This window comes from Pseudomonas sp. V88_4 (genome assembly GCF_029967985.1).
In the GTDB taxonomy this organism is placed as follows: domain Bacteria; phylum Pseudomonadota; class Gammaproteobacteria; order Pseudomonadales; family Pseudomonadaceae; genus Aquipseudomonas; species Aquipseudomonas glycinae.
In genome coordinates this window covers 19,698-45,532 of the sequence record NZ_JASCAF010000033.1, presented here as the reverse complement: position 1 = coordinate 45,532, position 25,835 = coordinate 19,698, and the positions used below count along the sequence as shown (strand labels likewise).

Annotated in this window: 31 protein-coding genes and 1 tRNA gene; 16 read left to right on the top strand and 16 right to left on the bottom strand. The window is 58.4% G+C overall.

Annotation, left to right across the window (positions count from 1 at the left end; translation table 11 throughout):
• Positions 1 to 4 precede the first annotated feature (4 nt).
• Positions 5 to 832 carry a cytochrome c gene (locus QLG12_RS11095; RefSeq protein WP_197869548.1) on the bottom strand — a complete coding sequence of 276 codons (828 nt, stop codon included), beginning with the start codon at positions 830 to 832 and terminating at the stop codon, positions 5 to 7.
• Between the two features lie 582 nt (positions 833 to 1,414).
• Here QLG12_RS11095 and QLG12_RS11090 point away from each other — a divergent pair.
• From QLG12_RS11090 to QLG12_RS11080, 3 genes are all read left to right on the top strand, one after another.
• Positions 1,415 to 2,620 (top strand): acetyl-CoA C-acetyltransferase, encoded by a 1,206-nt coding sequence (locus tag QLG12_RS11090; protein ID WP_039769940.1) that lies wholly within the window; start codon positions 1,415 to 1,417, stop codon positions 2,618 to 2,620.
• A gap of 17 nt (positions 2,621 to 2,637) precedes the next feature.
• Positions 2,638 to 4,782 (top strand): 3-hydroxyacyl-CoA dehydrogenase NAD-binding domain-containing protein, encoded by a 2,145-nt coding sequence (locus QLG12_RS11085; protein WP_197869536.1) that lies wholly within the window; start codon positions 2,638 to 2,640, stop codon positions 4,780 to 4,782.
• Between the two features lie 95 nt (positions 4,783 to 4,877).
• The gene (locus tag QLG12_RS11080) at positions 4,878 to 5,600 is read left to right on the top strand and encodes an amidotransferase (RefSeq protein WP_011333222.1); all 723 of its coding nucleotides are present in this window, start codon (positions 4,878 to 4,880) and stop codon (positions 5,598 to 5,600) included.
• A 42-nt stretch (positions 5,601 to 5,642) separates the two neighbouring features.
• On the opposite strand, the gene QLG12_RS11075 is transcribed toward QLG12_RS11080, so the two are convergent.
• From QLG12_RS11075 to QLG12_RS11065, 3 genes are all read right to left on the bottom strand, one after another.
• Complete coding sequence (locus QLG12_RS11075; RefSeq protein WP_085655738.1) at positions 5,643 to 6,614, bottom strand: magnesium and cobalt transport protein CorA; 972 nt, start codon at positions 6,612 to 6,614, stop codon at positions 5,643 to 5,645.
• A gap of 135 nt (positions 6,615 to 6,749) precedes the next feature.
• On the bottom strand, positions 6,750 to 7,472 hold the full coding sequence (locus QLG12_RS11070) for a 1-acylglycerol-3-phosphate O-acyltransferase (protein WP_197869535.1): 723 nt from the start codon (positions 7,470 to 7,472) through the stop codon (positions 6,750 to 6,752).
• A 216-nt stretch (positions 7,473 to 7,688) separates the two neighbouring features.
• Positions 7,689 to 8,378 (bottom strand): crotonase/enoyl-CoA hydratase family protein, encoded by a 690-nt coding sequence (locus QLG12_RS11065; RefSeq protein WP_197869534.1) that lies wholly within the window; start codon positions 8,376 to 8,378, stop codon positions 7,689 to 7,691.
• A gap of 307 nt (positions 8,379 to 8,685) precedes the next feature.
• Here QLG12_RS11065 and QLG12_RS11060 point away from each other — a divergent pair.
• From QLG12_RS11060 to QLG12_RS11040, 5 genes are all read left to right on the top strand, one after another.
• Positions 8,686 to 8,775 (top strand) — tRNA-Ser (locus QLG12_RS11060).
• A gap of 203 nt (positions 8,776 to 8,978) precedes the next feature.
• The gene (locus QLG12_RS11055; protein ID WP_282474507.1) at positions 8,979 to 9,197 is read left to right on the top strand and encodes a hypothetical protein; all 219 of its coding nucleotides are present in this window, start codon (positions 8,979 to 8,981) and stop codon (positions 9,195 to 9,197) included.
• Positions 9,198 to 9,370: 173 nt separating this feature from the next.
• The gene (locus QLG12_RS11050; RefSeq protein ID WP_282474506.1) at positions 9,371 to 9,598 is read left to right on the top strand and encodes a hypothetical protein; all 228 of its coding nucleotides are present in this window, start codon (positions 9,371 to 9,373) and stop codon (positions 9,596 to 9,598) included.
• Positions 9,582 to 10,274 (top strand): hypothetical protein, encoded by a 693-nt coding sequence (locus tag QLG12_RS11045; RefSeq protein ID WP_282474505.1) that lies wholly within the window; start codon positions 9,582 to 9,584, stop codon positions 10,272 to 10,274. The genes QLG12_RS11050 and QLG12_RS11045 overlap by 17 nt, the downstream gene beginning before the upstream one ends.
• The gene (locus tag QLG12_RS11040) at positions 10,271 to 10,876 is read left to right on the top strand and encodes a hypothetical protein (protein ID WP_282474504.1); all 606 of its coding nucleotides are present in this window, start codon (positions 10,271 to 10,273) and stop codon (positions 10,874 to 10,876) included. Before QLG12_RS11045 ends, QLG12_RS11040 begins: the two co-directional genes overlap by 4 nt.
• A 266-nt stretch (positions 10,877 to 11,142) precedes the next feature.
• Here QLG12_RS11040 and QLG12_RS11035 read toward each other — a convergent pair whose 3' ends face one another.
• The 9 genes from QLG12_RS11035 to QLG12_RS10995 form a co-directional block, all read right to left on the bottom strand.
• Positions 11,143 to 12,327 carry a DUF3596 domain-containing protein gene (locus QLG12_RS11035; RefSeq protein WP_282474503.1) on the bottom strand — a complete coding sequence of 395 codons (1,185 nt, stop codon included), beginning with the start codon at positions 12,325 to 12,327 and terminating at the stop codon, positions 11,143 to 11,145.
• Positions 12,328 to 12,432: 105 nt separating this feature from the next.
• A complete protein-coding gene (locus QLG12_RS11030) occupies positions 12,433 to 12,600 on the bottom strand; it encodes a hypothetical protein (RefSeq protein ID WP_226500357.1) in 168 nt (55 codons plus the stop codon).
• On the bottom strand, positions 12,593 to 12,841 hold the full coding sequence (locus QLG12_RS11025; RefSeq protein WP_282474502.1) for a hypothetical protein: 249 nt from the start codon (positions 12,839 to 12,841) through the stop codon (positions 12,593 to 12,595). Before QLG12_RS11025 ends, QLG12_RS11030 begins: the two co-directional genes overlap by 8 nt.
• Before the next feature lie 65 nt (positions 12,842 to 12,906).
• Positions 12,907 to 13,200: a hypothetical protein gene (locus QLG12_RS11020; protein WP_282474501.1), complete on the bottom strand. Its 294-nt coding sequence runs from the start codon at positions 13,198 to 13,200 to the stop codon at positions 12,907 to 12,909.
• 16 nt (positions 13,201 to 13,216) lie between these two features.
• Positions 13,217 to 16,012: a toprim domain-containing protein gene (locus QLG12_RS11015; RefSeq protein WP_282474500.1), complete on the bottom strand. Its 2,796-nt coding sequence runs from the start codon at positions 16,010 to 16,012 to the stop codon at positions 13,217 to 13,219.
• A gap of 2 nt (positions 16,013 to 16,014) precedes the next feature.
• On the bottom strand, positions 16,015 to 16,248 hold the full coding sequence (locus QLG12_RS11010) for a hypothetical protein (RefSeq protein WP_064381040.1): 234 nt from the start codon (positions 16,246 to 16,248) through the stop codon (positions 16,015 to 16,017).
• 74 nt (positions 16,249 to 16,322) lie between these two features.
• Positions 16,323 to 16,688 carry a hypothetical protein gene (locus QLG12_RS11005; protein ID WP_282474499.1) on the bottom strand — a complete coding sequence of 122 codons (366 nt, stop codon included), beginning with the start codon at positions 16,686 to 16,688 and terminating at the stop codon, positions 16,323 to 16,325.
• Positions 16,685 to 17,164, bottom strand: coding sequence for a YmfL family putative regulatory protein (locus QLG12_RS11000; protein WP_282474498.1), 480 nt, complete (start codon positions 17,162 to 17,164; stop codon positions 16,685 to 16,687). Before QLG12_RS11000 ends, QLG12_RS11005 begins: the two co-directional genes overlap by 4 nt.
• A gap of 29 nt (positions 17,165 to 17,193) precedes the next feature.
• Positions 17,194 to 17,394, bottom strand: coding sequence for a DNA-binding protein (locus QLG12_RS10995; protein ID WP_273537091.1), 201 nt, complete (start codon positions 17,392 to 17,394; stop codon positions 17,194 to 17,196).
• A 92-nt stretch (positions 17,395 to 17,486) separates the two neighbouring features.
• Here QLG12_RS10995 and QLG12_RS10990 point away from each other — a divergent pair, with 92 nt between their 5' ends.
• Together QLG12_RS10990 and QLG12_RS10985 are read left to right on the top strand one after the other, a co-directional pair.
• Entirely contained in the window at positions 17,487 to 17,834 is a 348-nt protein-coding gene (locus tag QLG12_RS10990; RefSeq protein WP_170928945.1) for a helix-turn-helix domain-containing protein, read from the top strand.
• 102 nt (positions 17,835 to 17,936) lie between these two features.
• Complete coding sequence (locus QLG12_RS10985) at positions 17,937 to 18,122, top strand: hypothetical protein (RefSeq protein WP_064381029.1); 186 nt, start codon at positions 17,937 to 17,939, stop codon at positions 18,120 to 18,122.
• A gap of 40 nt (positions 18,123 to 18,162) precedes the next feature.
• Here the strand turns inward: QLG12_RS10985 and QLG12_RS10980 are convergent, their stop codons facing one another.
• From QLG12_RS10980 to QLG12_RS10970, 3 genes are all read right to left on the bottom strand, one after another.
• Positions 18,163 to 18,420, bottom strand: a complete 258-nt coding sequence (locus tag QLG12_RS10980; protein ID WP_081794887.1) for an ogr/Delta-like zinc finger family protein — start codon at positions 18,418 to 18,420, stop codon at positions 18,163 to 18,165.
• Between the two features lie 74 nt (positions 18,421 to 18,494).
• Positions 18,495 to 19,436 carry a phage portal protein gene (locus tag QLG12_RS10975; RefSeq protein WP_282474497.1) on the bottom strand — a complete coding sequence of 314 codons (942 nt, stop codon included), beginning with the start codon at positions 19,434 to 19,436 and terminating at the stop codon, positions 18,495 to 18,497.
• Positions 19,372 to 21,318, bottom strand: a complete 1,947-nt coding sequence (locus tag QLG12_RS10970) for a terminase family protein (RefSeq protein ID WP_282474496.1) — start codon at positions 21,316 to 21,318, stop codon at positions 19,372 to 19,374. Before QLG12_RS10970 ends, QLG12_RS10975 begins: the two co-directional genes overlap by 65 nt.
• Positions 21,319 to 21,480: 162 nt before the next feature.
• On the opposite strand from QLG12_RS10970, the gene QLG12_RS10965 reads away from it, so the two are divergent.
• From QLG12_RS10965 to QLG12_RS10940, 6 genes are all read left to right on the top strand, one after another.
• Positions 21,481 to 22,404: a GPO family capsid scaffolding protein gene (locus QLG12_RS10965; RefSeq protein ID WP_282474495.1), complete on the top strand. Its 924-nt coding sequence runs from the start codon at positions 21,481 to 21,483 to the stop codon at positions 22,402 to 22,404.
• A gap of 2 nt (positions 22,405 to 22,406) precedes the next feature.
• The gene (locus QLG12_RS10960; protein ID WP_282474494.1) at positions 22,407 to 23,429 is read left to right on the top strand and encodes a phage major capsid protein, P2 family; all 1,023 of its coding nucleotides are present in this window, start codon (positions 22,407 to 22,409) and stop codon (positions 23,427 to 23,429) included.
• Positions 23,426 to 24,145 carry a phage terminase small subunit gene (gpM, locus tag QLG12_RS10955; protein WP_282474493.1) on the top strand — a complete coding sequence of 240 codons (720 nt, stop codon included), beginning with the start codon at positions 23,426 to 23,428 and terminating at the stop codon, positions 24,143 to 24,145. The genes QLG12_RS10960 and gpM overlap by 4 nt, the downstream gene beginning before the upstream one ends.
• Before the next feature lie 98 nt (positions 24,146 to 24,243).
• Positions 24,244 to 24,705 (top strand): head completion/stabilization protein, encoded by a 462-nt coding sequence (locus QLG12_RS10950; RefSeq protein ID WP_282474492.1) that lies wholly within the window; start codon positions 24,244 to 24,246, stop codon positions 24,703 to 24,705.
• Entirely contained in the window at positions 24,702 to 25,154 is a 453-nt protein-coding gene (locus tag QLG12_RS10945; protein WP_282474491.1) for a phage tail protein, read from the top strand. Before QLG12_RS10950 ends, QLG12_RS10945 begins: the two co-directional genes overlap by 4 nt.
• Positions 25,141 to 25,824 carry a phage virion morphogenesis protein gene (locus QLG12_RS10940; protein ID WP_282474490.1) on the top strand — a complete coding sequence of 228 codons (684 nt, stop codon included), beginning with the start codon at positions 25,141 to 25,143 and terminating at the stop codon, positions 25,822 to 25,824. The genes QLG12_RS10945 and QLG12_RS10940 overlap by 14 nt, the downstream gene beginning before the upstream one ends.
• Positions 25,825 to 25,835: the final 11 nt, after the last annotated feature.

Sequence of the window (25,835 nt, the reverse complement as noted above, 5' to 3'; positions counted from 1 at the left end):
CGGTTTACTTGGCGGGCGCAACCTTGCGCCCGGCCATGTGCTGCAAATACCCGATAAGGTTCTGCAGATCCGCATCCGGCAACACCTCGGCGGTAAACCCCGGCATCTTCGCCTGCGGCCACTGACGCAGACTCTGCGGATCGCGGATGTAGCGCTTGAGGAAGTCCGCGCCGAAGTACTCGGTCGGGTTGTAGGGAATATTCAGGTCCGGCCCGAACTGCGCATCGCCCGCGCCATTCAGGCGATGGCAGGCCAGACAGTTCTTCTGGAACAGCGCAAATCCCTGATTCACCGGGTCGTCGGCTTTCAATGCCGGATCCGGCAGCAGGGCAGGGAAGCGCTCGGCCACCGGTGCCATGCGCTTGATGCTCGCCACTTCGAACGGCCATTGTTCCGGGCTGATGTTGCCGGCCTGCGGATCGGTCCACACCAGATAGAACGGCCCGGCGCTGTGCTTGCCTTCCGACAGCGGCGGCCAGGGCTGTGCCGGATCTTCGATGGCCAGCCAGGCGCGGGAACCTTTGCTCTCAAGTAGCGGCGCGGCGGACAGTTCGGCGGCGAAACCGTCCAGCGCTACGGCTTGCAGGTGATCCTCCGGTTTGATGCCGGTCAGCAGCGCGGCCATCGGCACGGCGCGATAAGTCATGTCCTTCTTGTAGGACACATCATTCTTGATCGTGAGGGTTTGTACCTGAGGATGCTTGAGCAACTCCTCGGTCTGCCAGGTGCGAGTGTTCGCGCCCAGCTCCAGGTTCAACTGCGCGGCAGACAGGGGCATGCTCAGCAGCATGGCCCCGAACAGAATGAGCGTTTTCAAGTGATCGCCGTCCATGTCGTGGAAGTGCGCAAAGATTGGCACAGCCACGCTGGCCCGGGTAGCGGGCCAGTCACATTTTCAGTGGCGATAAACAATACCTGACACTTGAATCAGCCGATGACCTTGGTCAGGTTCGGCAGAATCAACAACAGCGTCGTGGCGAAAAGAATGAGCCCTGCTTGCCGTACTTTCGGTTGTTTGAACATGGCTTGACCGCCTTTATTGTTATTTCCTGATGCCTGCCTGCATATCCATGACGGCAAGCGCTGCACTTCCTGTAGCGAACGCCTGTCTCGGCAAAACCCGACGACAACGACGTACATCTTCACCTTAGGGCCCGCGTCACGCTTCGCTTAGATCCATTTCGTATGTATTTGCTACCTGCCGCGATTAAAAAGGCATGAGGCCCATTGCCAGCTTCTTTGCCGCCCTTTTGCTAGACAGCTCGCGCACCTGAACCGGTTAATCAAGCCACGGATGACCGTCCGTCTGAGCGTGCGCGTCAACGTCATTGAGCGCTGTGGTCATTGAATCCATGACGGGTGAAGACAACAGTGGCAGCACGAATTTCACTCACCGCACAGGTTCGAGGACGTCATGACCCAAGCTTTGATTTTCGACGCGTTACGCACGCCCCGTGGCAAGGGCAAGGCCGACGGTTCGCTGCACAGCGTCAAACCGGTGAATCTGGTGGCCGGACTGTTGACCGCTTTGCAGGCGCGCACGGCGCTGGACACCAGCCAGGTCGATGACGTAGTGCTGGGTTGTGTCACGCCGATCGGCGATCAGGGCTCGGACATCGCCAAGACCGCGGTTCAGGTGGCCGATTGGGACGTCAGCGTTGCGGGCGTGCAGATCAACCGCTTCTGCGCCTCGGGACTGGAAGCGGTGAACCTGGGGGCGATGAAAGTGCGCTCCGGGTTTGAAGACCTGGTGGTGGTCGGCGGCGTCGAATCCATGTCTCGCGTACCGATGGGCAGCGACGGCGGCGCCTGGGCGCTGGATCCGCAAACCAACCTGCACAGCCACTTCACGCCACAAGGCGTCGGCGCCGACCTGATCGCCACCCTTGAAGGCTTCAGTCGTCAGGACGTCGATGCCTACGCGCTGCACTCGCAACAGAAAGCGGCGCGCGCCCGGGCCGACGGATCGTTCAACAAGTCGTTGGTGCCGGTGCAGGACCAGAACGGCATCATCCTGCTTGATCACGATGAGTTCATTCGCGCCGAGTCGACCCTCGAAGGTCTGGGCAAACTCAAGCCGAGCTTCGAGATGATCGGCCAGATGGGCTTCGACGCTACAGCGTTGCGGGTCTACAGCCATGTCGAGCGGATCAATCATGTGCACACGCCGGGCAACAGCTCGGGGATCGTCGATGGTGCGGCGCTGATGTTGATCGGCTCCGAAGCCAAGGGGCGTGCGTTGGGCCTGCAACCCCGCGCGCGGATTGTTGCCACGGCAGTCACCAGCACCGACCCGACCATCATGCTCACCGGTCCGGCGCCGGCCACTCGCAAGGCGCTGGCCAAGGCCGGGCTGCGGGTGGAGGACATCGACCTGTTCGAGGTCAACGAGGCTTTCGCCTCGGTGGTGCTGAAGTTCATCAAGGACATGGCCGTCGACCCGGACAAGGTCAACGTCAATGGCGGCTCGATCGCCATGGGCCACCCGCTGGGCGCCACCGGCTGCGCGATCCTCGGCACCTTGCTCGATGAACTGGAAGCCCGGCGCCTGCGCTACGGCCTCGCGACGCTGTGCGTCGGCGGCGGCATGGGCATCGCCACCATCATCGAACGCCTCTGACCCCAAGGAAATCTGTCATGACCCAAGCCATTCGTTATGAAAAAGGCCAGGACGGCATCGTGCTCCTGACCATCGACATGCCGGGCCAGAGCGCCAACACCATGAACGCGGTGTACCGCGAGGCCATTGCCGAAAGCGTCGCCCGATTGCAAGCGGAAAAAAATGACATCGCCGGAGTGATCATCACCTCGGCCAAGAAAACCTTCTTCGCCGGCGGCGACCTGAATGAACTGATCAAGGTCGGCAAGCCCGAGGCCAAGGCCTTCTATGGCATGGTGTTGACCCTCAAGGGCCAGTTGCGCACCCTGGAAACCCTCGGCAGACCAGTGGTCGCGGCGATCAACGGTGCGGCGCTCGGCGGTGGCTGGGAAATCTGTCTGGCCTGCCACCACCGCGTGGCGCTGGACGATGCGTCGGTACAACTCGGTTTACCGGAAGTGACCCTCGGCCTGTTGCCGGGCGGCGGTGGCGTGGTGCGCATGGTGCGCATGCTCGGCATCGAAAAGGCTTTGCCGTATCTGCTTGAAGGCAAGAAAGTCCGTCCGCAGCAAGCGTTGCAGGCCGGATTGATCGATGAACTGGCGGCGGATCGCGATGAGCTGCTGGCCAAGGCCCGGGCGTGGATTCTGGCCAATCCTGCGGCCGTGCAGCGTTGGGACGTGAAGGGTTATCAGATTCCCGGCGGCACGCCGTCGAACCCGAAAGTCGCGCAGATGCTGGCGATTGCGCCGTCGATCCTGCGCAGCAAAACCCAGGGTACGTTGCCGGCGCCGGAGAAGATTCTGTGCGCGGCGGTGGAAGGCGCGCAGGTGGATTTCGATACCGCGCACCTGATCGAAACCCGTTATTTCACCGAACTGAACACCGGGCAGATCTCGAAAAACCTGATCGGCACATTCTGGTTCCAGCTCAATGAAATCAATGCCGGCGGGTCGCGGCCGCAGGGTTTTGCGCCTTATGTCACGAAGCGTGTGGGCGTGCTTGGCGCCGGAATGATGGGCGCCGGGATCGCTTATGTCAGCGCATCGGCCGGGATCGACGTGGTGCTCAAGGACATCAACCTGGCGGCTGCCGAAAAGGGCAAGGCGCATTCGGCAGCGTTGCTGGACAAGAAAGTTGCTCGCGGGCAGATGACTGCGCAGCAGCGTGAAGCGGTGCTGGCGCGTATCCACCCGACCGAAAGTGATGCCGATCTGGCAGGTTGCGATCTGATCATTGAGGCAGTGTTCGAGGATCGCGATCTCAAGGCCAGGGTCTCGGCGGCGGCGCAACAGGTGGTCGGTGCCGACGCAGTGATTGCCTCCAACACTTCCACATTGCCCATCACCGGGTTGGCGACTGCGGTGCCGGATCAAAGCAAGTTCATCGGCCTGCACTTCTTCAGTCCGGTGGAGAAAATGCCGTTGGTGGAAATCATTAAAGGCGCGCAAACCAGCGACGAAACCCTCGCACGCGGGTTCGATTTCGTACTGCAAATCAAGAAAACCCCGATTGTGGTCAACGACAGTCGTGGCTTCTTCACTTCGCGGGTATTCGGCACTTTCACCAACGAAGGCATTGCCATGCTGGGTGAGGGCGTCAGTGCGCCGATGATCGAGACCGAAGCGCGCAAGGCCGGCATGCCTGTCGGGCCGCTGGCGATATCCGACGAAGTTTCCCTCAGCCTGATGAGCCATATCCGTCAGCAAACGGCCAAAGACCTTCAAGCAGAAGGGAAACCGCTGATTGAGCACCCGGCGTTCGCCGTGATTGACTTGCTGCTCAACGAATACAAGCGGCCGGGCAAGGCAGCAGGAGGCGGTTTTTATGAGTACCCGGCGGGTGGGCAGAAACATCTGTGGCCCGAGCTGAAAACCCGTTTCGAGAAAGCCGACGGGCAGATTTCACCGAAGGATGTACGTGATCGACTGTTGTTCGTGCAGGCCATCGAAACCGTGCGTTGCGTGGAGGAGGGCGTGCTGACATCGACGGCGGATGCCAACGTTGGCTCGATTTTCGGCATCGGTTTTGCGGCATGGACGGGCGGCGCGTTGCAGTTCATCAATCAATATGGCGTGAAGGATTTCGTCGCGCGGGCGCAGTATCTGGCGGAGCAGTACGGTGAGCGTTTCGCACCGCCAGCGTTGCTGCTTGAGAAGGCCGCGAGGGGCGAATTGTTCTAACGGGCTGGGGACGCATTTCGGGGCTTGCCTTGCCGGGTGGTTTCAAGGCAGGCTCTGGGCTGTGCATTATTCCCATCACGTGTCAGGTATTTTTTATGTCGCTACGCATCTGCATTCTGGAAACCGACATCCTGCGTCCGGAACTGGTCGATCAATATCAGGGTTACGGGCAGATGTTCCAGCGCCTGTTCTCGCAACAGCCGATCGCCGCCGAGTTTACGGTGTACAACGTGATGCAGGGCGACTATCCGAGTGATGACCTGACTTTCGATGCGTACCTGGTCACTGGCAGCAAGGCCGATTCGTTCGGCACCGACCCGTGGATCCAGACCCTCAAGCAATACCTGCTGACCCGCTACGAGCGCGGCGACAAACTGCTCGGCGTGTGCTTCGGCCATCAACTGCTGGCGCTGCTGCTGGGCGGCAAAAGCGAGCGCGCTACGCAGGGTTGGGGAGTTGGCATTCACAATTACAAACTGGCCGCCAAGGCGCCGTGGATGAGCCCGGTGCGTGAAGAGTTGACGCTGTTGATCAGCCACCAGGATCAGGTCACGGCGCTGCCGGAGAATGCCACGGTGATTGCTTCCAGCGATTTCTGCCCGTTCGCCGCGTATCACATCAACGATCAGGTGCTGTGTTTCCAGGGACATCCGGAATTCATCCACGACTATTCGCGGGCGCTGCTGGATTTGCGTCAGGAAGCGTTGGGCGAGCAGGTGTACAGCAAGGGCGTGGCCAGCCTCGAGCATCAGCACCACGGCACCACCGTGGCGGAGTGGATGATGCGCTTCGTGGCGCACAAGCCGACCGCCGCTTGAGTCCGAACGCCCTCGTGCCTTGCACGGGGGCGTTTTTTTAACTTACAGCCAACCGGATTTCTTGAAGCTCGCCCACAGGCTCACGCAGCCGACCGTGATAAAGCCCAGTACGCCGAAATAGCCGTAGTGCCAGCTCAGCTCCGGCATGTTCTGGAAGTTCATCCCGTAGATCCCCGCCACCGCCGTCGGGAATGCCAGAATCGCCGCCCACGCTGCAAACTTGCGCTGCACCACACTCTGGCGTGACGCCTCCAGCAACACGCCGATCTCGATGGTCTGGCTGGCGATGTCGGCCAGGGTGGTCAGGTCTTCCATCTGCCGGTTCACATGGATCTGCACGTCGCGAAAGTACGGACGCATGTTCTTGTCGATGAAGGGGAAGCTCAGCTTCTGCAGTTCTTCACTGATTTCCACCATGGGGGCGGCGTAACGACGCAAACGCAGGACGTCGCGGCGCAGGCCGTGGAGTTTCTGGATGTCGTGCTCATTCAGCGCGCTGCACAATACGTTGCGCTCCAGCTCATCAATCTCGGCATGGATCGCTTCGCCCACCGGCTGATAGTTTTCGATCACGAAATCCAGCAGCGCATACAGTACGAAATCTTCCCCGTGTTCCAGCAACAGCGGCCGCGCCTCACAGCGCTGGCGGACATGGGCGTAGGACGCCGAATGGCCATTGCGGGCAGTGATGATGTAGCCCTTGCCGGCGAAGATATGGGTTTCGATGAACTGCAGAATTCCGTGTTCGCGCACCGGCGAGTAGGTGACGATGAACAGCGCGTCGCCAAAGGTTTCGAGCTTCGGCCGGCTGTGTTTTTCCAGGGCGTCTTCGATGGCCAGTTCGTGCAGATTGAACTGACGTTGCAGGTTGGCCAGTTCCTGGGCATTCGGCTCTTCGAGGCCGATCCAGACGAAGTGGCCGGTCTTGGCGGCCCAGGCCGCGCCTTCGTCGAGGGTAATATTGGTGACTTTCTTACCGGCGCTGTAAACCGCAGCAGCAACAACTCGACCCATGGTGGTGATTCACTTCTACTTGGCAGATGGCAGGGGAGGCATGGCTTCAGCTTAGCCGTGTCGCTGCTTGAGAGTCAGTGAAATCTGCACAGTTCAACGGACAAAAGAAAACCCGCACTGGGCGGGTTTCTTTATTCACGCGGCTTGCAGCTGCCGGTCCATCGCATCGATGCATTCGCGCATCTGTTCGCGGCACTGGTTGATGAGCGTGGGCATGTCGTCCATGGTCAGGCCGGCGGTAGGAATCGCCGGCAGTGAGCGAATGAGAATTTTCCCGCTGTGCCAGCGATTCAGACGCATGTGCTTGATGTAGCTACTGACACACACCGGAACGATTGGCACTCCGGCGGCGATGGCCATCTGGAACGCGCCTTTCTTGAACGGCAGCAGTTCTTCACCCAGGTTGCGGGTGCCTTCCGGAAAGACCCAGATCGAGGTGTCTTTGTGCTGCAAGGTGTCGGTGGTGGTCAGCATCGACTGGCGCGCCTTGTGCGCGTTCCCACGATCAATCAACACATTGCCCGCCAGCCAGAACAGTTGCCCGAACAGCGGTACCCACTTCAGGCTTTTCTTGCCGATGCACACGGTACGATGCGGCACCACGTTACCGAACACGAACAGGTCGTAGTTGGACTGATGGTTGGCGATGATCACGCAGCTGTCGGGTTTGTTCATTAGCGCGCCAACATCGGCCTTCACCCGCAGACGCAAAATGCACATGGCCGGCAGTGCATAGAGACGGGCACACAGGCGACTGTTGTCCGGATTGAACGGGCGGCACAGCCCGAGGATCACTCCGAGGATTCCCGCCAGAATAAAGTGCAGGCCCATCAATAACATACGAAACACAAACAGCATTTGCAGGCCCATCGGGACAAAAGGTGGCGCAGTGTACGGATGTGCACTGTTTTCGGCAATTGCCGCTATAGAGTCCGGAGATGGGCGATGTTTAAGCGCATGTTTCCGACTTGTTGGTCAGAGGCGTCCTAGAGCTGCTGCGGAGTTTTCAACGGGGCGTGCAAGAAAAAGCCCGACGCGACGGTCGGGCTTTTCTGAATCGGGGCGAGCCGGGTGTCAGCCCAGATGCTCCTGATCCTGGATGATCGCGTTGTCCAGCGCCTCCAGCAGTGCCTTGCGCACTTTCAGCTTGGTGTTCTTGTGCGCGGACATGTTGATCTTCTTCAACTGACGCGCGGCGGCGAGGGCAGCGCCTTGCAGTTCTTCGGCCGCGACCACCTTGTCGAGGAAACCGGCATCCACTGCGCTTTGCGGATCAAACATCTCGCCGTTGATCACCGAGCGATGGAAGGCCGAGCGACGCAGACGATCACGGGCCAGCTCGATGCCGGCGTGGTGCATGGTCATGCCGATCTGCACTTCATTCAGACCAATGCTGAACGGACCGTCGACGCCGATCCGGTAATCGGCGGACAGCAGAATGAATGCGCCTTTGGCCACGGCATGCCCCGGGCAAGCAACGATCACCGGGAACGGGTGCGACAACAGGCGACGGGCCAGGGTCGAGCCGGCGGTCACCAGCGACACGGCCTCTTTAGGGCCAGCAGTCATCACTTTCAGGTCATAGCCGCCAGAGAGAATGCCCGGCTGACCGGTGATGATCACGATTGCGCGATCCGCCACCGCCTGATCCAGCGCCGCGTTGAAGGCCGCGATCACGTCCGGGGAAATGGCGTTGACCTTACCGTTGCTCAGGGTCAGGGTCGCGATACCGTCTTCGAGGTGGTAGGCAATCAGGTCGCTCATGGCGCAATTCCTTATAAGAAAGATGGGCAGACGTTACCCACCGTCGCCGGTCAGGTAAAGCGCTGTGACTGACCCGCCAGTCACCGTTTACCGGCCGATGCGCTGCAACGCGCCCCGCGTCTGACGCCTGCGCACCTATATAGAAGGGCCGCGCCCACCCGAGATTGGCCGAATCGCCATGGACTCTCGATGGCGGTCGCGGCTTTTTCGCTTAACCGCATGAAAATTCTGAAAAAAAGTTTGCCATCAGAAAAGCTTTCGACTACATTAGCGCGCCTCGACAGACAGAACATGTTTGAAGAGATACGGTGAAGTGTCCGAGTGGCTTAAGGAGCACGCCTGGAAAGTGTGTATACAGGAAACTGTATCGAGAGTTCGAATCTCTCCTTCACCGCCAAATTCTGAAACTGCAAACCCCTGATTTTCCTAGAGAAAGTCGGGGGTTTGTGGTTTTTGGCGCCTGAAAAATAGCTCCATGGGACTGACGTGGGACTGGCGCACTGTTCTGGTGCGAAAAAACAGCTGCAAAATGAGCCTTCGGCCTTCTGATCTGTAGGCATGGACTAAGCTTTCCATACCCCTCATTCCAGGATGGATCCCATGCCAAATAACTCTGATTCCAACATTGCCACGGCAGATGCTTTGACCTTGCTGCTGCACAACCAGCACGCGATCGGAGCGGCGATCGATGAACTCACGAAATGGCTTTCAGAAAATGGCGTCGAGGATGTCGCCCTCAACGCTGTCATGGCTATGGAAACCCTGGACGCAAACGCACAGGCGCTAACGGATGCGATCATGCGACTACGGCATTCCTAGGAAATCGCCTTGATCTCCAAAAGTCGGGCAGATTGTTTACGCTGTCATTGCTAGTAGGTTCTAACGATCCTCAAGAGACTCACGTTTTAAACCTAACGTGCTATGCTCGACTTGCTGCGTCGTAGCCCTAACCAATCGTCACGACCGCCGTATCTATATTAATTGGAAAAGACATGTCGAAAGTAAAAAAGGAAAATTTGCAACGCCACACTTCTCCGTCCTTGGTTTCAGGCTTCAAAGCAGCTCAAACCTCAAGCGTGATTATTATTGATTTTATCACTGCTCTTCCCGGAGAGGTTGAAGCAATATTTGATTCTGTCGCTATGACAAGGGATGTTGCTGAAAACCTTTCCAAAGCGCTGAAGAATTTCTTGGAAGATAATGATGACGAAAAAAACTGAGGAGAAGTTGCTTGATTCAAGTGCTGGTCATTATTATATAAAGGATCATTTTGTAACTTTTACACAGCCGGTTTATTTGCAGAAGCGACAAACTCAAAAGGATATAAGGCCAAAGTTTACAAGTCAGGTTTTTTATACCGAAAATTTTGCTGAGCTGTATGAGCCAAATGAGCATCACTTCGCCGATGAGAGGCTGTCTTGGTATGAGGCTATAGAGAATGGGGAGTTAAAGCCTAATATAGATCAGGATGGGAATGTAAGACTCCTGACTGATGGGCTGTTTAATTCTAAGCATTCAGAATGGTGCAAGCAAATTGAAATGATCGCTAGTCAATGGATTGAAAGAGAGTACTGTGGTAGCTCCAGAGTGACTGAGAATAGCAAAGTTGATACGATATTGGGGGCGTTGGCGCAACTTGTTCGTTATCTTCCTGAGTTGCAGGAAAAACAACCAAATTATTTTCTGGATGTCGAAACCTACAAGATTGGAGTTACGTTGCAAGGTGAGGGTACTCTTACATTGTTAATTGGTGGTAACTCTGAAATTGAGTATTCCTATGCCCAGCGACAAGAAAAAGGTTCGGTAAGAATTTCTGGAATTGCCAAACTTACAACAAATATTAGAAACTCAAAAAACATATGGAAGCTATTGAATCTCCAAGGAGTTGTCAAATGACGGATTGCTCCACAGAAACGCTGGTATATCGTTATTTGAAACCAAGTGATATTCGCGGTCAGCTTTGCTGGTCACAGGTTGACTGTAATGTGATTATGACAGAAACATCCGGCGGAGAATTTGTGGAGTTTGCGACATTCGATTTGCGCAAGGATCGTCAAGAAGAAGCGGTTTCTTTTTTTAGATCGTTTAAAGTAGATGATACAAATCGAATCCTTGATGTTCTAAATGAGCTGCGCTTTCGGAGAACAAGCGGTGGAAAGTTTGAAGATTCAGGCTTTGCTGTCAATGCAGGGATAATGCGAATTGATTACGAGGTCGCGCATGAGGATCTGAATGATGAACATGAGGTAATAATGTTCAAAGATGACGATAAAACAGGTCGGGAGTGTCGTCATTACGGTTTGACAATTACACCTAATGCTACGACTCCACGACTTGAAATAATTAACGCGCTTCTTGAGCTATCCAAGTTTTTCGCATTGAAGCAGAGGTCCAAAAAGCCTGATACACGGGAAATAATGGAGTTTAGTGACGCAGAGTCTGCATTTTTTTCAATCGCGAGTAATGCCGTAATAGGTATACCACCTACGACAACCTGAAATGTTATTGGAAATTACCCCTCACGTCGGGATTTTTTTGTGCTCTGGATTTTGAGTGTTCGAAGTACAGAGTCATTCACTATTTTATCAAAATTCCAGATCGTGAGAGGCTGTGGCGACTCTCCCGCAGGAGAGCCGCAGTAACCTAATACTTAGGGAAATGCAATTGCGTCCCTAGTCGACCATTACAACTTACGCTATCACTTGCAACTGATTGAGACGTACTGCGGTCGGTCGTTTTGAAGATGGTCTGTGTATTAACGGCTTCAGCGTTGTACTGTGACCGGCGAAAGCCTCAGCGCCAGTTGCAGCATACCGACCACATCCGGTCCGTCCTCGTTGATCCACGTCCCGTAGTGCTGGCGAATCATGTTGCCGTTGGTATGGCCCATCTGTTCGGCGATCCAGTCGATAGACGCCACACCGGTGGTCAGCAGTTGACTGGCGTAGGTGTGCCTGCATTGCCCGGGTCCGCGATAGCGCACCCCGGCCGCGAGCAAGTGCGCCTTGAAGAAGCGGTCGCGGACCACGAAGTCGTTGGCGTGCGGCAGGCCGCTTTTGCTGTTCAGAAACACGAAATGCAGTTTGTGCTGGCGCACTGTCTTGTTATCCCGCTCGACGACTTCCACGGTTTCCGCCTGGCGTCGGCGGGTCAGCGCATCGATCTTCTGCAGCGCTTCCCATGCCGGTGCCAGCAGGCGCACGCGGCGTGTTGATCGGCGGGTTTTGGTCACCCGGTAGGCGCCGCGCACTTTGGACCGGCGAAAGGTCACCGTGCCTTGCGCCAGGTCGACATCCTCCCAGGCCAGGGCGATCGTCTCCGACACCCTTGGGCCGGCCCATAACATGAACTGCACCATCAACAGCTCGTGGGTGCGGTTGGTCGGGGTTTCGAGGATCTGCTTGATTTCGGCCCGGGTGAACGGGTCCGGCGCCTCCGGATCCGGCAGGCGCACCATCAAGCCCTCCGTGGGGTCGTGGGCGACTTTCATGCGCGTGCGGTACAGGCGGAACACCTGGCGCACGTTGCTGATGATGTCGCGGATGGTCTTGTTTTTCAGGGTCTTCGACAGAGTGCCCTGAATCCACTCCTGCAGGTCCAGGTGATCGATCTGGTTGATCTGCACCTTGCCCCAGCGTGGCCGCACATGCACTTCGGCCTTGTTGGCATAACCCCGGTAGCTGGAGGCGGCGACGCTGTTGGCCTTGATCTTCAGCCACAGGTCCAGGTAGTGGCCGAAGGTGTTTTCGACCAGCCTCGAGGAGTTGGGAAAATGCCGGGCATAGTCAAAGGTGCCGGTCTGGATTTCATAATCGATGATGCCGAGCAGGCGTTTGGCCTGGGCTACGGTGGCCGGCGTGTTGCCTCCAGGTATCGATTCCCGGCATTTCTCCCCGTTGTGTTGAAAATAGATTCTCACGGAATTGCCGCGAGCTTCGACGCCACTCATGTAAACCCCTAACGCTGTACTCGTGTATCGACAGTCTGACGATCGGAAACAAAAAGGCCCGTTTCCGGGCCAAGTATCTGCAAGCGCATCTTCTAGTGGACGCGGTTATCGCTTGGGCGGGTGATGGCGCCGGTGGGCATTGAGCAACTGGCGCTGCCGGCTGCACTTGGCGTGGTTGCCTTGCACCCGCCACTTGCCGCACAGGTCGCACACGCTGGTGTGGTCCAGGTTCCAGGGAAAGCGCCGCGCGGAGATTGCTGGGTCGTTAGACATGGCGTGAGTCACCCTGTGTTGCGGGATTGGCGAGCAGCCGAGTGACCACCGCCGCATCCGTTGCGCTCAACTCGCCCAAGGTGCGGGCCATTTGGCTGAGGCTTTCCAGGCGCGTCCGTGATTCCGGAGATTTGTGCACCAGGTAGCCGATGACGGCCGCGCCGATCAGCGCGGTGGCCACCAGGTGGCGCGCCGGTGTGGTAGCCTGCGTGCCGCTGCTGCTTAGGTTCTGTACTTGCATGTTTGAGTCCTCTGTAGTGGTCGGGTGTCGAGGAGCTGCAACTCCTCGACACTGTTTTTCAAAGGTCAGTCCTTGCGGGCCAGGTGAACCACCAGACCGTTAAAATCCGGCAGGTGTTCGACACAGGACTGCCATTCCAGCACCTTCAAAATCTGTTGCCGGCTGCAGGCGTCGACCAGAATTTCGCGCTGGCCACCGGCAGCGCGAACTTCCAGTATCTGCAGCAGACCTTCTTCGCCATAGGCACCTGCCTGGATGATCGGTGCGCTTTCGCCGACAAACTCCAATCGATCCTGAACAGCCTGCAACTTGTTGGTTTTGCCGTCGCCGGCATTGCCCATAAACACTTGAACTTGCATCGATGTAGCCTCCTTTTTACGCTTTGAAGATCCAGCACTTGACCGTCGTCGGACGGCCTGGCGCCAGTGGGGTTTTGGCGTTCAATGCCGCACGTACCGCGCTGTGCACGGCCTTATTGGCATCGAGAAATTTGTGCGAACGGGACTCTTTGAGTAGGTCGCGCAACGTGGCCACGTCGGCCAGCTTCTGTTTGTGTTCGGCGGCGCGTTCGCTGAATTCGTTGAGGTTGATCGCGATGACGTTCGGGTCGCTGCTGTGGTCGACCACCGGGTCCTCGCTGAGCGACTGGAGGTAGTCGTACACCTCCCAAAACTCGGCCACCGCCGGATGGTCGGAGCTGATCGAGGCCTGGCGCTCGATGGCCATGCGCACGATCTGGCGCTGGGTGGCGGCAACCTGGGGTTCGTCCAGTTTCAGGACCAGGCGCAGGGCATCGAGCAGCGACAGCAGCTGCGCATGGTTCTTGCTGATCCGCTCGACGCGGATATACCCACGCAGGTCGTATCCACAGCTGCTGCAGTTGCCTTGTTCGTTCGGATACTCCGTACCGCAGGCAAAGCAGTGGGTGTGCAGGCGGCGCAGCCTGGCTTCGTGTTCGGGCATGCGTTGGGCGAACAGCTCGAGCACAGCTGATTCCTTACCGACGGCCCGAATCAGGAAGTGGCTCAGCGTGCCGCCGTCCAGGGCGTTCAGCTTGTCCGCGGCTGCGCGGCTTTGCGGCGTTACTGTCGGCCGGATGAAATGCAGCTTGACGATCCGGGTCATGATTGCCTCATGGGCGACCACGGCCGCGTTCTGGCTGATGGCGATCGTCCCGCGAAACGGCGGTTCGTAGGTTTCGTTGCCGGCGGTCTTCACACCCTTGGTGGCCAGCGTGCCGCCGCCGTAGAAGTCCTTGAGTTCGTCCCACTCGAAGGTCTTGGCGTGCGATCGATCATCGCCATGGCGATCAGCTTCCAGAAACACCACCGGCATCCCCGACACCTGGCCCATCAACCGCGAGCGACCGGCTTTCGTCGACTTCATTGGGTCGAAGCCCTCGTAGCCTTCACGGCCGAGCAGTTTCCACAGCAGGTTGAGCAGCGTGGTCTTGCCGGCGCCGGCCTCGCCGGTGGCTTCCAGAAACGGAAACGACTGGTAGCGTGCGCGGATCTGCTCGCAGAACAACGAGCCGAAAAAGAACACCAAGGCGACCAGACCTTGGGCACCGAAGCAGGTCCACAGCAATGGCAGCCAGGCTTCGTTGAAGTCCTTGCCATCGCGCTGCAGCTTGATGGGCACGCCTTTTTGCAGGGTCTTCAGTCGCAGCTTGCCGAACTCGAAATAGTCCTCGCTGTTGACCTTGTAGGTCGTGCCGTCCTTGATCGCCAAGTCGCCATAGACGTAGCAGCCGTATTCTTTGCTGTAGCCCACGTAGTCGATCGTCGACACGGTTTTGATGCCGAACAGTTGGTCCTTCATCAGCTTGTCCAGCTGCTGACCGCTGCCGGTGTACATGGCACCGGCGGCCATGCCGAGCAGGCGCTTTTTGAATTCACTGGCCGCTGACAACTGCCCGCTGGTGAAGGTGTTTTTCACGCTCTCGGAGTCGTGCGGGAAATCGACGCGCAGGTAATACCAGGACTCGTCCGTAACTTCGTTACGCTGGAAATACAGGGCTTGCGGGTAGCAGTTGGCAATCTCGACCACGCTGCCCGATTGCTGCAGCGCTTTCTCGCGTTGCTGTGCTTGGTTGAGCAGTTGGTCGTCGTGGTTCTCGCTGTCCTCGATGTCCTGCATCGCCCGGTTGAATTTCTCCATGTCCAACTTGAACCAATACAGACGACTGCCGAAGCCCAGGTGGAATTCACCGCGCTTGTTCCAGTCGTACATCAGCAACGCTTTTTCGGCCGCGCTTTCGGCCAGCAGCAGGGCGCCCAGGTGCCGCGCCTGTTTCAGATCAGCCGCGATCTGGTCGGCGCGTTGGCTCTCGTCTTCGATGAAACTCCAGCGCTGATGCAGGTCGTTCCAGTCGGTCTTGCGGCCGTCACGCAGAGGGATCTGCGCCGCCTCACAGACGAACCCCAGCGCTCGCGCCTGCTTCGCCCAGCGTTTGGTGTAGGCGTGGGCGCCCGACTCGTTGTCGAGCGCCCAGACCAGCTTGGGCAACTTGCCGTCGCGGTCACGGGCGAGGGCTCGCAGTGATTCTTCAGGGAAGGCATTCGAGGACATGGCCGACACCGCGACGATGTCGTTGTGCACCAAGGCGATCGCGTCAAAGATGCCCTCGACAATCCAGACTTCTTTCGCTTCCAACAGGTCCACGCACGGCGGGCACCACCAGACGCCGCGATAGCTGTCCTTGGATTTGAACCGAGCTTTCATCTTTCCGAAGCGGTGCGGCCGATCGATCAGGCGTTCCCACCAGCCGCCTTTCGCCAGTGCAAAGCGCACGGTGGCGCTGCCGGCATTGTGGTCGGGGGAGTAAAAGCTTTCTTGGGTGAACCAACCCTGAATCAGCTCGATGCGAAAACCCCGGGCGAATTCCAGGTAGGCACGAGCTGTTGCGTTTGGGTGTTGGTCAGTGGCCGGTGCGCGCTTGCTCCAGTCTTCGAACAGGTCTTCGTACAGCTCTTTCACGTGCAGGGTGTGCGCGCATTTTTCCGGTCTACCGCAGATCACCAACCACGGAGCATCGAAACGGGTGTACAGAGTTTTCTGACGGCACTTGGGGCAGGTGCCGCCGCGCATGTAATCGGCATTTGCCCGTTGCTTGAGCCCGTAATCGGTTTTCAGGCGTTCGATCACGTCGCTGCGCAGTTGCTCTTTCATGGTTACTTCGCTTTCTTGAGGCAGTAGGAGAGGGCGCCGATCAGGTGTTTCTGAGCAGCCATCACGGGGCAGTGGGCGAGAATTGACCCGTGGCGCAGACCATCGGGAATCAGGCGGAACTGGTCTGCGTACCAGAGTTCGTTGAAGCTGAGACGGTACTGCTCGCGCAGGTTGGCCAAGAGCGCTTGAGCCTCTACAGGCGTCAGTTTTGCGTTGATGTTCAGGGCGTTTTCCATCGTCAAACCTCAATTTCGGGCGCAGCTCACCCAAACCCACGGGAATGGGGGATCGGGGATTTGTTGGTTAGGTGTTAAGACGCGGTGATGCGAAAGCGCCCGTTATCGGGAGCAATGAGGATGCGTTCGTAGATCAGGCTGACCGGGATTGCCCAGGCGTTGCCGGTAGCGGTATCGAAAATCACGGTGTGCGTGGATGTGCTGTTGATGACATCCAGTCGCTGCCGATCGCTGACCGCTGACATTTCACTGTGGGCCAAATGCACCAAGCGCTCGGCGTGCTGCGTTGTAGCGTTGTAATCCGTCACAAGGTGCTGAACAGCTCGCTTGAACAGTTGCTGATCGTCGCCCAGGTGCTCGCACTGGTGCCGTTCGAGGAACGCGAAAGCCACGGTTTTGAGCATGTCCTGATATTCCTGTACAGCCGGCTGATTGTTCATTGGCTTTTCCCCGGTTTGGCACGGTACAGGTCGATAGCGGCCAGCACTTCGGCGTGCCGTGCGGCCATGTGGAGGTTGTGAGCAGCGAGGATGTGTTCGGCTTCCTCGGTGCTGATGGAGCCGTCTTCCAGTGCCTGGGCTATCGCCTGGTCAACGCAACCGCGCTTGGCCGATACCTGCACCGATCGAGCGTACAGTTCGACGTTGTCCAGCTTCTCCGGGTCGGCGATGGCTACAAACAAGCCGCCATACATCTGCGCCACGTAGTTCGGAAAGTGGTGGGTGCCGCTTGCTTGCTCCAGCATGTAAACCTGCACATCCGTAAGTGGACTGCAGCCGGCGTTCTCGTAGGCGTGGTTGTCGAATTTTTTGACCTTCATTCCCAAGCGAGCGGCAGCGCCTTCGCGTCCCTCGGGAAAACTGCGAATGATCTCGCGCATTGCTTCCTTGCGCGTCTCTAGAACGGGGCTTTTCATCTTCTACTGTTCCCTGTTGGTCCGGACCGTTACTGTTCGATCACGCCGTCTTTGATGCCGAGTAGCACGGCGGCGCGATGTGCCTCCCCACGGCGACCTTTGATCCTTCCGTTCAAAAGGTCGCTGACTAAATTTTTGTTCAAGTCGTGCTTGCGGCTGAATTCCGCGATGCTCATTCCTTTGCGATCCAACGCCTCTCGGGCTTGCTCGGGTGTAACTGTGGCGGGCATAGTGCGCACTCTGTTCAGTTGTGTTTACTTGTGTTTGTCTGTGGTGATTCTTGGTCAAAAAAATGATCAAGTCAATGGTGGTGAATAAAAAAATGATCATTGCTGATCGAGTAGGCGACCGCTTGAGGGAAGAGCGCGAGCGCTTAGGGCTGAATCAAACAGAGTTTGGAGTACGTTTAGGCGTCAGTCGTGGGACGCAAAAGAACTATGAATTGGGGGCGAGTTCGCTCGATCTTCGATACGTAAGCGCGCTTGAAGAGCACGGAGCTGATGCGGCTTACATCTTGACTGGGCAGCGTTCGACGCCAATCGGTCAAATGTTGTCAGCCGCAGAAGAAGAGCTGATAAACCAATACAGAAGCATCACGCCGTTTGACCAGGAAGCGATACGTCGTTTTCTCCAGGCGATGGCCGATGACGCTGCCCGTCAGAAGAATTAACTCGCAACAAAAGCTTGTACGACATTAGTCGCCCCCGCGTTCTAAAGCCGATCCTCACCCCGTCAATGCCGATTCAGCCATGCACTTTATGGAGTAGTCAGCATGTTGGATCGCATCAAAAAAGAACCTCTTTGCTTGGGATTCGCAGAGTTCGAATGGCACACCCTGAGCAAAGCGGAACGCCGCCTCATAGGCCTATACCGGTCATTGAGTGAAAAGGAGCAAGGTCAGCTTCGTCGGCTATCTGAAATTCTTGCCATCAATCCTGAAGAGTCAGCCAACAGCTGATGTCTTGATCGCCGACGTTTCGGTGTCGGCGATTGACCTGTCACGCAACTGCCTGCGCCCCGAGCTGCTCGAACAACTCCCGCTGTTTAGCCCTGGGCATTTCCCGAAGACGATCGAACAGCAATCGGTCGAAGGTCTGCGCTGATGGACTCAGCGTGTGGGAAAACGTCAAATGGGCCACCCATGTATGCCCGCACTGGACGTCCAGGCACTGGCAATAGAGCGTCACGAAATCTGGCGATTGCGGCTTGCTATCCCGGATTAATCCCTTGTTTCCACACTTACATGTCACTCGCATATGTCCCTCCCCAGGGGCAGCTGATCGCCAACATATTGCCACATTTTGTAGTGGCATCCGCTACGCTTACTGTTTCATGCAGTGACATCCACTGCTTCTGGAATAGGTCTCCAGCCAAACCGCCTGTCTTCGCGTAGCCGGTCGTTCAACTGATTAAACAACTGACAGATCGGTCGAATCTCGTTGCTGGTGTACACGCGATCGATCTTCTCGATGTCGCCGAAACCCCCGGTGTTTTCCGGGATGATGCCGGCCAGAGCGGGGTTCATCCGCCAGGCCGCGATGACGTCGTTTCGGGTGATGTTTTTCACTTTCTCCAGCTCGTCTTTCGCCTGGAAGTCACCCACGGGGATGATCTGGATTGCGTTCTCTTTGCCGTTGGGGATGTTGACGAACATTGATCGGAAATTGCCCACGCCCTTGCTCGCGCTGATCTGGGCGCGCAGTTCTTCTTCGTCCTCTTCGGTCAGATCCGGGTCGTTGGTATAGAAGATGTAACCGGCATGCGCGCCGTTGCTGTAGTAGCGCCGGCGGAAGAGGGTGGCGGCCTCATTCAGCAGCAACGCTTGCAGGCCGCCCAGGTAGTCCGGGATCCCGTAAATGTTCTGTTCGACGTCGTAGTCCAGGACGTGGGAGATTTCGTGCGCCTCGAACTCCATTTCCTTGTTGTCGGGCAGCAGCATCACGAAGCCTCCGTCGACCTTTACGCGCATGTTGATCGCCGGCAGATGCTGCAGCTCCAGCACCTGGCCGAACGCGTTGGTGTCGTTGTAGAAATAGGCTTCACCAAACACCATGTAGTCCAGTCCGGCACGGCCCATCGTCTCCGTGCTGCAGCCGGCCGAGGCGATGAACTCACGCAGCAACAGGTTGCGCTTGAACTTCGGAATGGCGCCGTGGTGCGCGTTGGCGCGCAACAGCTTGGCCAGCCCAGCCCGTGACACCGGCGGCTTATAGATCTTGCCGTCGTCGCTGGGAAACACACCCACGTACTCGCCGATGTTGCCGGACAGCACCTGCTCTGGCTCCCCGAACGTAAACGAGCGCAACGGCTGTTGCTGTGGTTGGGCTACGTGGTGTTTTTTGCGTTTGCGGTTGGCCATGGCTGCTCTGGTTACTCGTGACGTAGCGGCTACGGCGCCGCTTGTTGGTGTTCAAAGGTTCGTTGGACAGGGCGTGCATCACCGCCCAGGCAATGTCGGCGTGACCGGTGGCTTCGGTACGGGATGCGCTGTAGGTGATCTGGCCGCTGTTGGTGGCGCCGCGCTTGATGGTCAGGAACGCCTGGGCGATGTCGGTCCAGCCGGCGTCCCACTCGATGCGGCTACCTTGGATCGTGTCCTGAGCCTTGAGGACGAGCGCGTTTTTCGCCTCGAGGCTGTAGTGAATCGGCGTCGCCTTGGCGTAGAAGTCGCGCACCAGGTCGAACACGCCGTAACCCACGCCGGTGACATCGATGCCGATGTGCTGCACGTTGAAGCGCTCGGTCAGCTTTTTGACCTGCGCGGCTTGGTAGGTGAACGAGTGGCCCCGCCAGCTGTGCTTTTCCAGGATCCGGAACTTCGCCCCGGGTTCGAGTGGCGGCGCAATGACCACGCAAGTGGCGTCGTCGCGGGTGCGGCTTGGGTCGTAGCCCAGCCAGACCGGACTGTTTCCGAACGGGCGATCCAGATCCGGGTTGTAGTCCTCCCACAACGACAGATCCGAATAGCAGCGCTCCAGATCCTTGAGGCTGAATGCGCTTTGGGTGCTGTCGATGAACTTGCAGTAGAACAGCTGCTGGAACTTGTCTTCGTCGTACTCCAGCTGCAGTTGTTCCAGGTCGAACAGATCGCAGCCGCCGGCGATCGCATCGTCCAGGGTGATCGTCTTGCGCCATTGGCCATCCGGACACAGCGCGCCCTGTGCATAGGCCGCTTCGCTCGGCCACACGCCGCCGGCTTTCATGCCGCGTTTGCTGTTGCGGAACTCTTCACCCGTCCAGAACGGGTACGCCTGGTGCGACACGGCGCTGGGCGTCGAGAAATAGGTTTTGCGCCATTTCTTGTGGGTGCCCATGGCGCTGGCGACGGTGCTGAGCTTTTCAAAGTCGCGAATCCAGAAGTATTCGTCGACGTAGACGTGCCCGTGGTAGCCCTGGGCGGTGCTGCTGTTAGTGCTGAGAAAGCGCAGTTCGGCGCCGTTGCTCAGGGTAATCGGGTTACCGGTCAGTTCGATGCCGAACCACTGCTGGGCGAACTGGATGATGTAGCTGCGGAAGATCTCCGACTGCGATCGGCTGGCGGACAGGAACACCTGGTTATCACCGCTCAACACGGCGTCCATGAACGCTTCGCCGGCAAAGTAGTAGGTCAGACCGACCTGACGGCTTTTGAGAATGTTCCGGATGCGGCGGGTTAGCGGGTTTTGTTTCGCCTCGAACAGCTCTTTCTGGTAGCCATACATTTTCGAGATGAACTTATCGAGGAAGTCCACTTCAGTCAGGCCGCTGATGTCGTTCTTGGCTTTCTTCTCGCGCTTTTTGCCGCCGCCCTCGCCACGTTCACGACGTTGACCTGCCTGGCGTTCGCGAGGCTCGTCCGGACGATCTGTTGGCGCTGCCGGCGCTGGTTTGGCCGAAAGCTTTTTCAGACGCTCCAGCAGGCTTGTCAGCCGCTCCAGCTCTTTCAGCTCGGCATCGGTCAGCGGATCGATCTTTTCCAGAATAAGCGTGATTCGTCGGTTGACGGCGCTCAACGGTTCTTCGTCCGTCAGCATCTCGTCCCAGCCGCCTTGGCGGATCCAGTAGTAGACGATGCGGATGTTAGGCAGCTTCAAATGCGCCTGGATTTCCTTCACCGAACAGCGGCGCAGGTAGAGGCGTTTTGCGGCTTCTTTGACTTCGGTCGGGTAGTTCATGGGCCGCAGTCTATGCGGCGAAAACGCCGGAAACGCGGGCTGAAATGCGGCGTTGTTCGTAGAGTTTTCTTCTACGAATCGGGCCGAAGCAAAGCGTTTGTTTGGGGGATTTCGGCTCCCTATCGTGGCGGCTCATTCAACGATTGAGCGCAGTCACCAACCATGCCCCGTTCCCTTGTCTCCTACTGGAAACGTGTTGCCACCAGCGGCCCGACCGTCGATGGCCGCGAGATCCTGCCCCAGGAACTGCGCGACATCGCCGAGACCTACACGCCTGCCAAATACACGGCGGTGATCTGGTGCGACCACGAACGCTGGCCGGGTTCCCACGGAACCGTTTTTGCCGTGCGCTTGGTTGAAGAGGGCGAGGATCTGGAGCCTGGCCAGATCGCGCTGGAAGCTCAGTTGAAACCGAACGATCGCCTTCTGTACCTCAACGACCAGGGCCAGAAGCTGTTCAGCAGCATTGAAATCACCCCGAATTTCGCCGGTAGCGGAAAGGCCTATCTGACTGGCCTGGCGGTGACTGATTCGCCGGCGAGCCTCGGCACGCAAGAGCTGTATTTCTCCAATCGCACCAGTCGCGCCGCGTACTACGCCGCCTCACAAGAACTCGGCCCCCTGCGCGAAACCGAGCCGCAGGGCGAGATCGGGCGCCTGGCCGCCATGTTCACCCGCCTGTTCAAGCGTTTCGGCATTGAAGACACGCCCACCGAAACCAATCCGCAAACCCCAACCGAGAGCAAACCCCCAATGGATGAAGCTACCGCAACGGCCTTGAAAGCCCTGCTGGCCCAGCTGCTGGTCGTCGCCGCCGGCATTCAGGCCGTGATCGAGCCTGCAGCCGAAGACGCACCGGAACCCGATCAAGCCCCGATCGATGACGTCAGCACGGCTGTCGACGAGATCGTCACCACTGCCGAGGAACAGCGCGAATTCAAGCGCAACGGCGGCGGCAACAAGGCAGTGCTTGCAGCGCTGACCAGCCTGCAGAAGCAGTTCACTGCGCTGCAGAACACCTCCACCGGACGTCAGTTGCCGCGCAATTCCGGCCCGACTGACAAGTCCAAAGCGCGGGTGCTCTGACCATGGCTGCTCATTCCCTGAGCGCCTATGGCGCGAAAATGTATGCCGAGCTGCAGCTTGCTCTCGCCGAAACCTACGGCGTCGACCTGGCCAGCAAACAGTTCAGCGTGGAACCGTCGGTAGCCCAAGAGCTTAACGACGCCATCACGGCAAAATCGGACTTCCTTTCGCGTATCAACGTCATCGGCGTAAGCGAGATCAAGGGTCAAAAGGTTTTCTTGGGCGTGTCCGGCCCGGTGACTGGTCGCACCAACACCAAGACCACCGATCGCGAAGCAAAAGATGCGTCCGCGCTCGATGACAGCACTTACGAACTGTCGTCGACCGAATCGGACGTGGGCCTGCCCTACGCGAAGATCGATGCCTGGGCCAAGTTTCCGGACTTCCATCAACGCTACTCCGCCGCGGTGCAGAAACAGATCGCCCTAGATCGCATCATGGTCGGTTTCCACGGCACCCACGCGGCAGCGCAGACCGACATCGGCGCCTATCCGATGTTGCAGGACGTGAACAAAGGCTGGCTGCAGCAACTGCGCGAACAGGCGCCGCAGCAGGTACTCAAGGAAGGCAAGACGCCTGGCAAGGTCACCATGGGGCCGAACGGCGATTACGCAAATCTCGACGCCCTGGTGCACGACACCAAGCAAATGGTGGACGAACGCCTGCGCGACGGCGGCGACCTGGTGGCGATCATCGGTTCCGACCTGTTGGCCGCTGACAAAGCCAAGCTGTACGCCAAGCAGGGCGACACCCCGACCGAGAAAGAGCGCATCGAGGACGCCCAGGTGATTGCCACCTACGGCGGTCTGCCGAGCTTTAGCGTGCCGTTCTTCCCGGTCAACGGCGTGCTGGTCACCAGCTGGGACAACCTGTCGATTTACTTCCAGGACTCCAGCTGGCGCAAGCAAACCGTGGACAACCCGAAACGTTCCCGCGTCGAGGATTACAACAGCCGCAACGAGGGCTACGTGATCGAGCAGCTGGAGAAAATCGCGCTGACCGAAAACGTGGAGCTGGTCGCATGAGCCTGGCCCTTGCCCACAAGCGCCGCATTTTGGCTCAGGGAACCGCTGCAGTAATCGCTGCTGCAGCGGCACCGCTGGCGTATTCGCCGGCGGAAGCCCTGAGCAGTCCAGCAAACGCGAAAAAGCACCTGCTGCTGATGGAAGCCTCGCTGACTGAAGACCTGAAGCGCTTGAGCGATTTAAAGAACTTGGCGAGCAAGCAAACGCTTAAGCGAACTGAGTTGCTGCCCAAATACCAGGACTTCATCCAGCGCTACATGGATTCGGGCCTGGTGATGCAGAACCCCGTCCTGGTGCAGGTGATGGTCTGGCTGTTCGACACCGAGCAGTTCGAAGACGGTCTGGAACTGGCGGACTTCGCGATCGAGCAGGGCCAGGAAATGCCGGAGCGCTTCAAGCGCAACGTGCAGACCTTCGTAGCTGACGCAGTGATCGAATGGGCTTTCCGTGAATACAACGCCCAGCGCAGCCCGGAGCCGTACCTGTCCGACCTGCTGCCGCGTGTCGACGGTGAATGGGATTTGCCCGAACAGATCCCGAGCAAGTACCACAAGTTGATCGGCATGCGCGCCATGGAGGCCGAGCAGTGGGAAACGGCGCTCAAGCACCTGGAACGATCTACCGAGTTGCACGCCAAGGCCGGCAACGAGACACGCATTGCGAAGTGCCGTAAGGCGATCGCCAAACAAACACCCGCCGTCACCGGCGCCCAATAACCGACTACCCCCCCAGCGGGGAACTGTGGACGTGTGCCTGCCATTTATGGACAGCCCCACGAAAAACAGTCTCCCCGCCCTAATTCGAGCGGTCAGCAATGAGCTTTTCCGGGAAACCCACCACCATCGTGGAACTGGCGATCGAGAACGACGGCTTCTGGCCGAACCTCTCCGTGGCCGAGTTTCAGAAGGGCTATCGCCTGCCGGCGGAGTTCCTGGGCGACCTGCTGACCGATGCTTTATTTATTGCGATGGCCGAGGTCAACGGCGACCTGGCCAAGCTCAAGGCCAGTTGGCTGGCAGCAGGCATCACCGCCGTGGAAACAGCCGATCCGATGCTGCTGCCTGAGCGTGCATTCAAAGCCAAGCTGTACAAGCGTGCCGTGTATTGCCGCGCCAAGGCCAGCGCCCTGCAGCAGTTCGCCACTGTGACCCGCCGCGAGAGCGCCGAGAACACCGGCAAGGAAGCGCCGGAGCGTGAAGACACGTTTCTGGCATTCAGTCAGCAGGCTGTGCGCGCCCTGCAGGGCCGTGGCCGCATTACGGCGGCACTGCTATGACCAAGCTGCAGGCGTTGACCGCCTACCTACAGGAACGCCGCCTGGTCGAGCCTGAACAGCTCGACAGCTGGACGGAGCAGGTCAAGCTGTCGCTGATCTGGAAACCCGACGTCGACGGCATGCACTTTGCCGACATGCACTATCGCGCCGTGATTGTCCTGGAGCGTTTCGCCGCCAATCCGGCCCGCATGATGGCCCTGGTGGGCAGTTGGCTGGAGACTCACGACGCCGATCGCGACCGCCACGAACTGCCGGCGCCGGAATTCGCCGTGGAGCCCCTGGACAGCGATCTGTTCGACGTGGAAGTCACGCTGGAATTCGTCGAGCCGCAGTATCTCTCCGAAGAACCGGACGGCGAGATCCAAGCCTTCGGCAAGACCTGGGCGTTCATCCCGTTTGACCTGTGGGTCGCTGAGCGCGGCGAGGTGGCCACCAATGGCGGGGCGTAGCACGTTTGAACTCGACGTGCGCGGACGCCTGGGCGTCCGTGAGCAATTGGCGTTACTGAGCCTGCCGCCGCAGCTTCGCCGCCGGTTGTTGAACCAGGTGACCAAGCGCGTGCGGACGATGAGCCGCAAGCGTGTGCGCGACCAGCAGAACCTGGACGGCACACCGTTCGCCCCACGTCGGGGTGAGGGCAAAGGCAAAAAGAAGATGGAAGCCGGCCTGGCCAAGTTGATGGTGGTCACCCGCGTGACCGCTGACGAAGCGGAACTGGGCTGGAAAAACGCCCTGACCCGATGGGTCGCCGCTCAGCAACACAACGGTGTCAGCGAACGCCGCACCGCCGCACAGATGCGCCGCTGGAACAAAACCCCGCCAGGCCTCGCGGCCACCGAGAAACAGGCAAAGCGCCTGCGCCGGTTGGGCTTTCGCGTGCGTCAGGCCGGCAAAAAGACCCTGACCAGGCCCTCAGTGGCGTGGATTCAAGAGCATGTGAATTACGCCAAGGCCGGTTTGCTGATTCGCATCCTGGACGACCAGCGCAGCGAGTCGTCGGGCGCGCAGAGCTGGGAAATCACGCTCCCGAAACGCCAGTTCATCGGCGCCGAAACCGAACGCGACACCGACCTGCTGATTAGCCAGGTGTTGCAACAAATCCTAACTTCACCCCGCTAACGAGGCACTGC

Bases quoted from the DNA above. Each gene is read 5' to 3' on its own strand.
- QLG12_RS11075 (WP_085655738.1), bottom strand. From the start codon at position 6,614: ATGGGTCGAGTTGTTGCTGCTGCGGTTTACAGCGCCGGTAAGAAAGTC.
- QLG12_RS11080 (WP_011333222.1), top strand. From the start codon at position 4,878: ATGTCGCTACGCATCTGCATTCTGGAAACCGACATCCTGCGTCCGGAA.
- QLG12_RS10940 (WP_282474490.1), top strand. From the start codon at position 25,141: ATGGCGGGGCGTAGCACGTTTGAACTCGACGTGCGCGGACGCCTGGGC.
- QLG12_RS11010 (WP_064381040.1), bottom strand. From the start codon at position 16,248: ATGGAAAACGCCCTGAACATCAACGCAAAACTGACGCCTGTAGAGGCT.
- QLG12_RS10970 (WP_282474496.1), bottom strand. From the start codon at position 21,318: ATGAACTACCCGACCGAAGTCAAAGAAGCCGCAAAACGCCTCTACCTG.
- QLG12_RS11045 (WP_282474505.1), top strand. From the start codon at position 9,582: ATGACGAAAAAAACTGAGGAGAAGTTGCTTGATTCAAGTGCTGGTCAT.
- QLG12_RS10980 (WP_081794887.1), bottom strand. From the start codon at position 18,420: ATGCGAGTGACATGTAAGTGTGGAAACAAGGGATTAATCCGGGATAGC.
- QLG12_RS11005 (WP_282474499.1), bottom strand. From the start codon at position 16,688: ATGAACAATCAGCCGGCTGTACAGGAATATCAGGACATGCTCAAAACC.
- QLG12_RS10985 (WP_064381029.1), top strand. From the start codon at position 17,937: ATGTTGGATCGCATCAAAAAAGAACCTCTTTGCTTGGGATTCGCAGAG.
- QLG12_RS10990 (WP_170928945.1), top strand. From the start codon at position 17,487: ATGATCATTGCTGATCGAGTAGGCGACCGCTTGAGGGAAGAGCGCGAG.
- QLG12_RS11095 (WP_197869548.1), bottom strand. From the start codon at position 832: ATGGACGGCGATCACTTGAAAACGCTCATTCTGTTCGGGGCCATGCTG.
- QLG12_RS11035 (WP_282474503.1), bottom strand. From the start codon at position 12,327: ATGAGTGGCGTCGAAGCTCGCGGCAATTCCGTGAGAATCTATTTTCAA.
- QLG12_RS11030 (WP_226500357.1), bottom strand. From the start codon at position 12,600: ATGTCTAACGACCCAGCAATCTCCGCGCGGCGCTTTCCCTGGAACCTG.
- QLG12_RS11055 (WP_282474507.1), top strand. From the start codon at position 8,979: ATGCCAAATAACTCTGATTCCAACATTGCCACGGCAGATGCTTTGACC.
- QLG12_RS11085 (WP_197869536.1), top strand. From the start codon at position 2,638: ATGACCCAAGCCATTCGTTATGAAAAAGGCCAGGACGGCATCGTGCTC.
- QLG12_RS10960 (WP_282474494.1), top strand. From the start codon at position 22,407: ATGGCTGCTCATTCCCTGAGCGCCTATGGCGCGAAAATGTATGCCGAG.
- QLG12_RS11015 (WP_282474500.1), bottom strand. From the start codon at position 16,012: ATGAAAGAGCAACTGCGCAGCGACGTGATCGAACGCCTGAAAACCGAT.
- QLG12_RS10950 (WP_282474492.1), top strand. From the start codon at position 24,244: ATGAGCTTTTCCGGGAAACCCACCACCATCGTGGAACTGGCGATCGAG.
- QLG12_RS10965 (WP_282474495.1), top strand. From the start codon at position 21,481: ATGCCCCGTTCCCTTGTCTCCTACTGGAAACGTGTTGCCACCAGCGGC.
- QLG12_RS10945 (WP_282474491.1), top strand. From the start codon at position 24,702: ATGACCAAGCTGCAGGCGTTGACCGCCTACCTACAGGAACGCCGCCTG.
- QLG12_RS11020 (WP_282474501.1), bottom strand. From the start codon at position 13,200: ATGCAAGTTCAAGTGTTTATGGGCAATGCCGGCGACGGCAAAACCAAC.
- QLG12_RS11050 (WP_282474506.1), top strand. From the start codon at position 9,371: ATGTCGAAAGTAAAAAAGGAAAATTTGCAACGCCACACTTCTCCGTCC.
- QLG12_RS11070 (WP_197869535.1), bottom strand. From the start codon at position 7,472: ATGCTGTTTGTGTTTCGTATGTTATTGATGGGCCTGCACTTTATTCTG.
- QLG12_RS11065 (WP_197869534.1), bottom strand. From the start codon at position 8,378: ATGAGCGACCTGATTGCCTACCACCTCGAAGACGGTATCGCGACCCTG.
- QLG12_RS11025 (WP_282474502.1), bottom strand. From the start codon at position 12,841: ATGCAAGTACAGAACCTAAGCAGCAGCGGCACGCAGGCTACCACACCG.
- gpM (WP_282474493.1), top strand. From the start codon at position 23,426: ATGAGCCTGGCCCTTGCCCACAAGCGCCGCATTTTGGCTCAGGGAACC.
- QLG12_RS11090 (WP_039769940.1), top strand. From the start codon at position 1,415: ATGACCCAAGCTTTGATTTTCGACGCGTTACGCACGCCCCGTGGCAAG.
- QLG12_RS11040 (WP_282474504.1), top strand. From the start codon at position 10,271: ATGACGGATTGCTCCACAGAAACGCTGGTATATCGTTATTTGAAACCA.
- QLG12_RS11000 (WP_282474498.1), bottom strand. From the start codon at position 17,164: ATGAAAAGCCCCGTTCTAGAGACGCGCAAGGAAGCAATGCGCGAGATC.
- QLG12_RS10995 (WP_273537091.1), bottom strand. From the start codon at position 17,394: ATGCCCGCCACAGTTACACCCGAGCAAGCCCGAGAGGCGTTGGATCGC.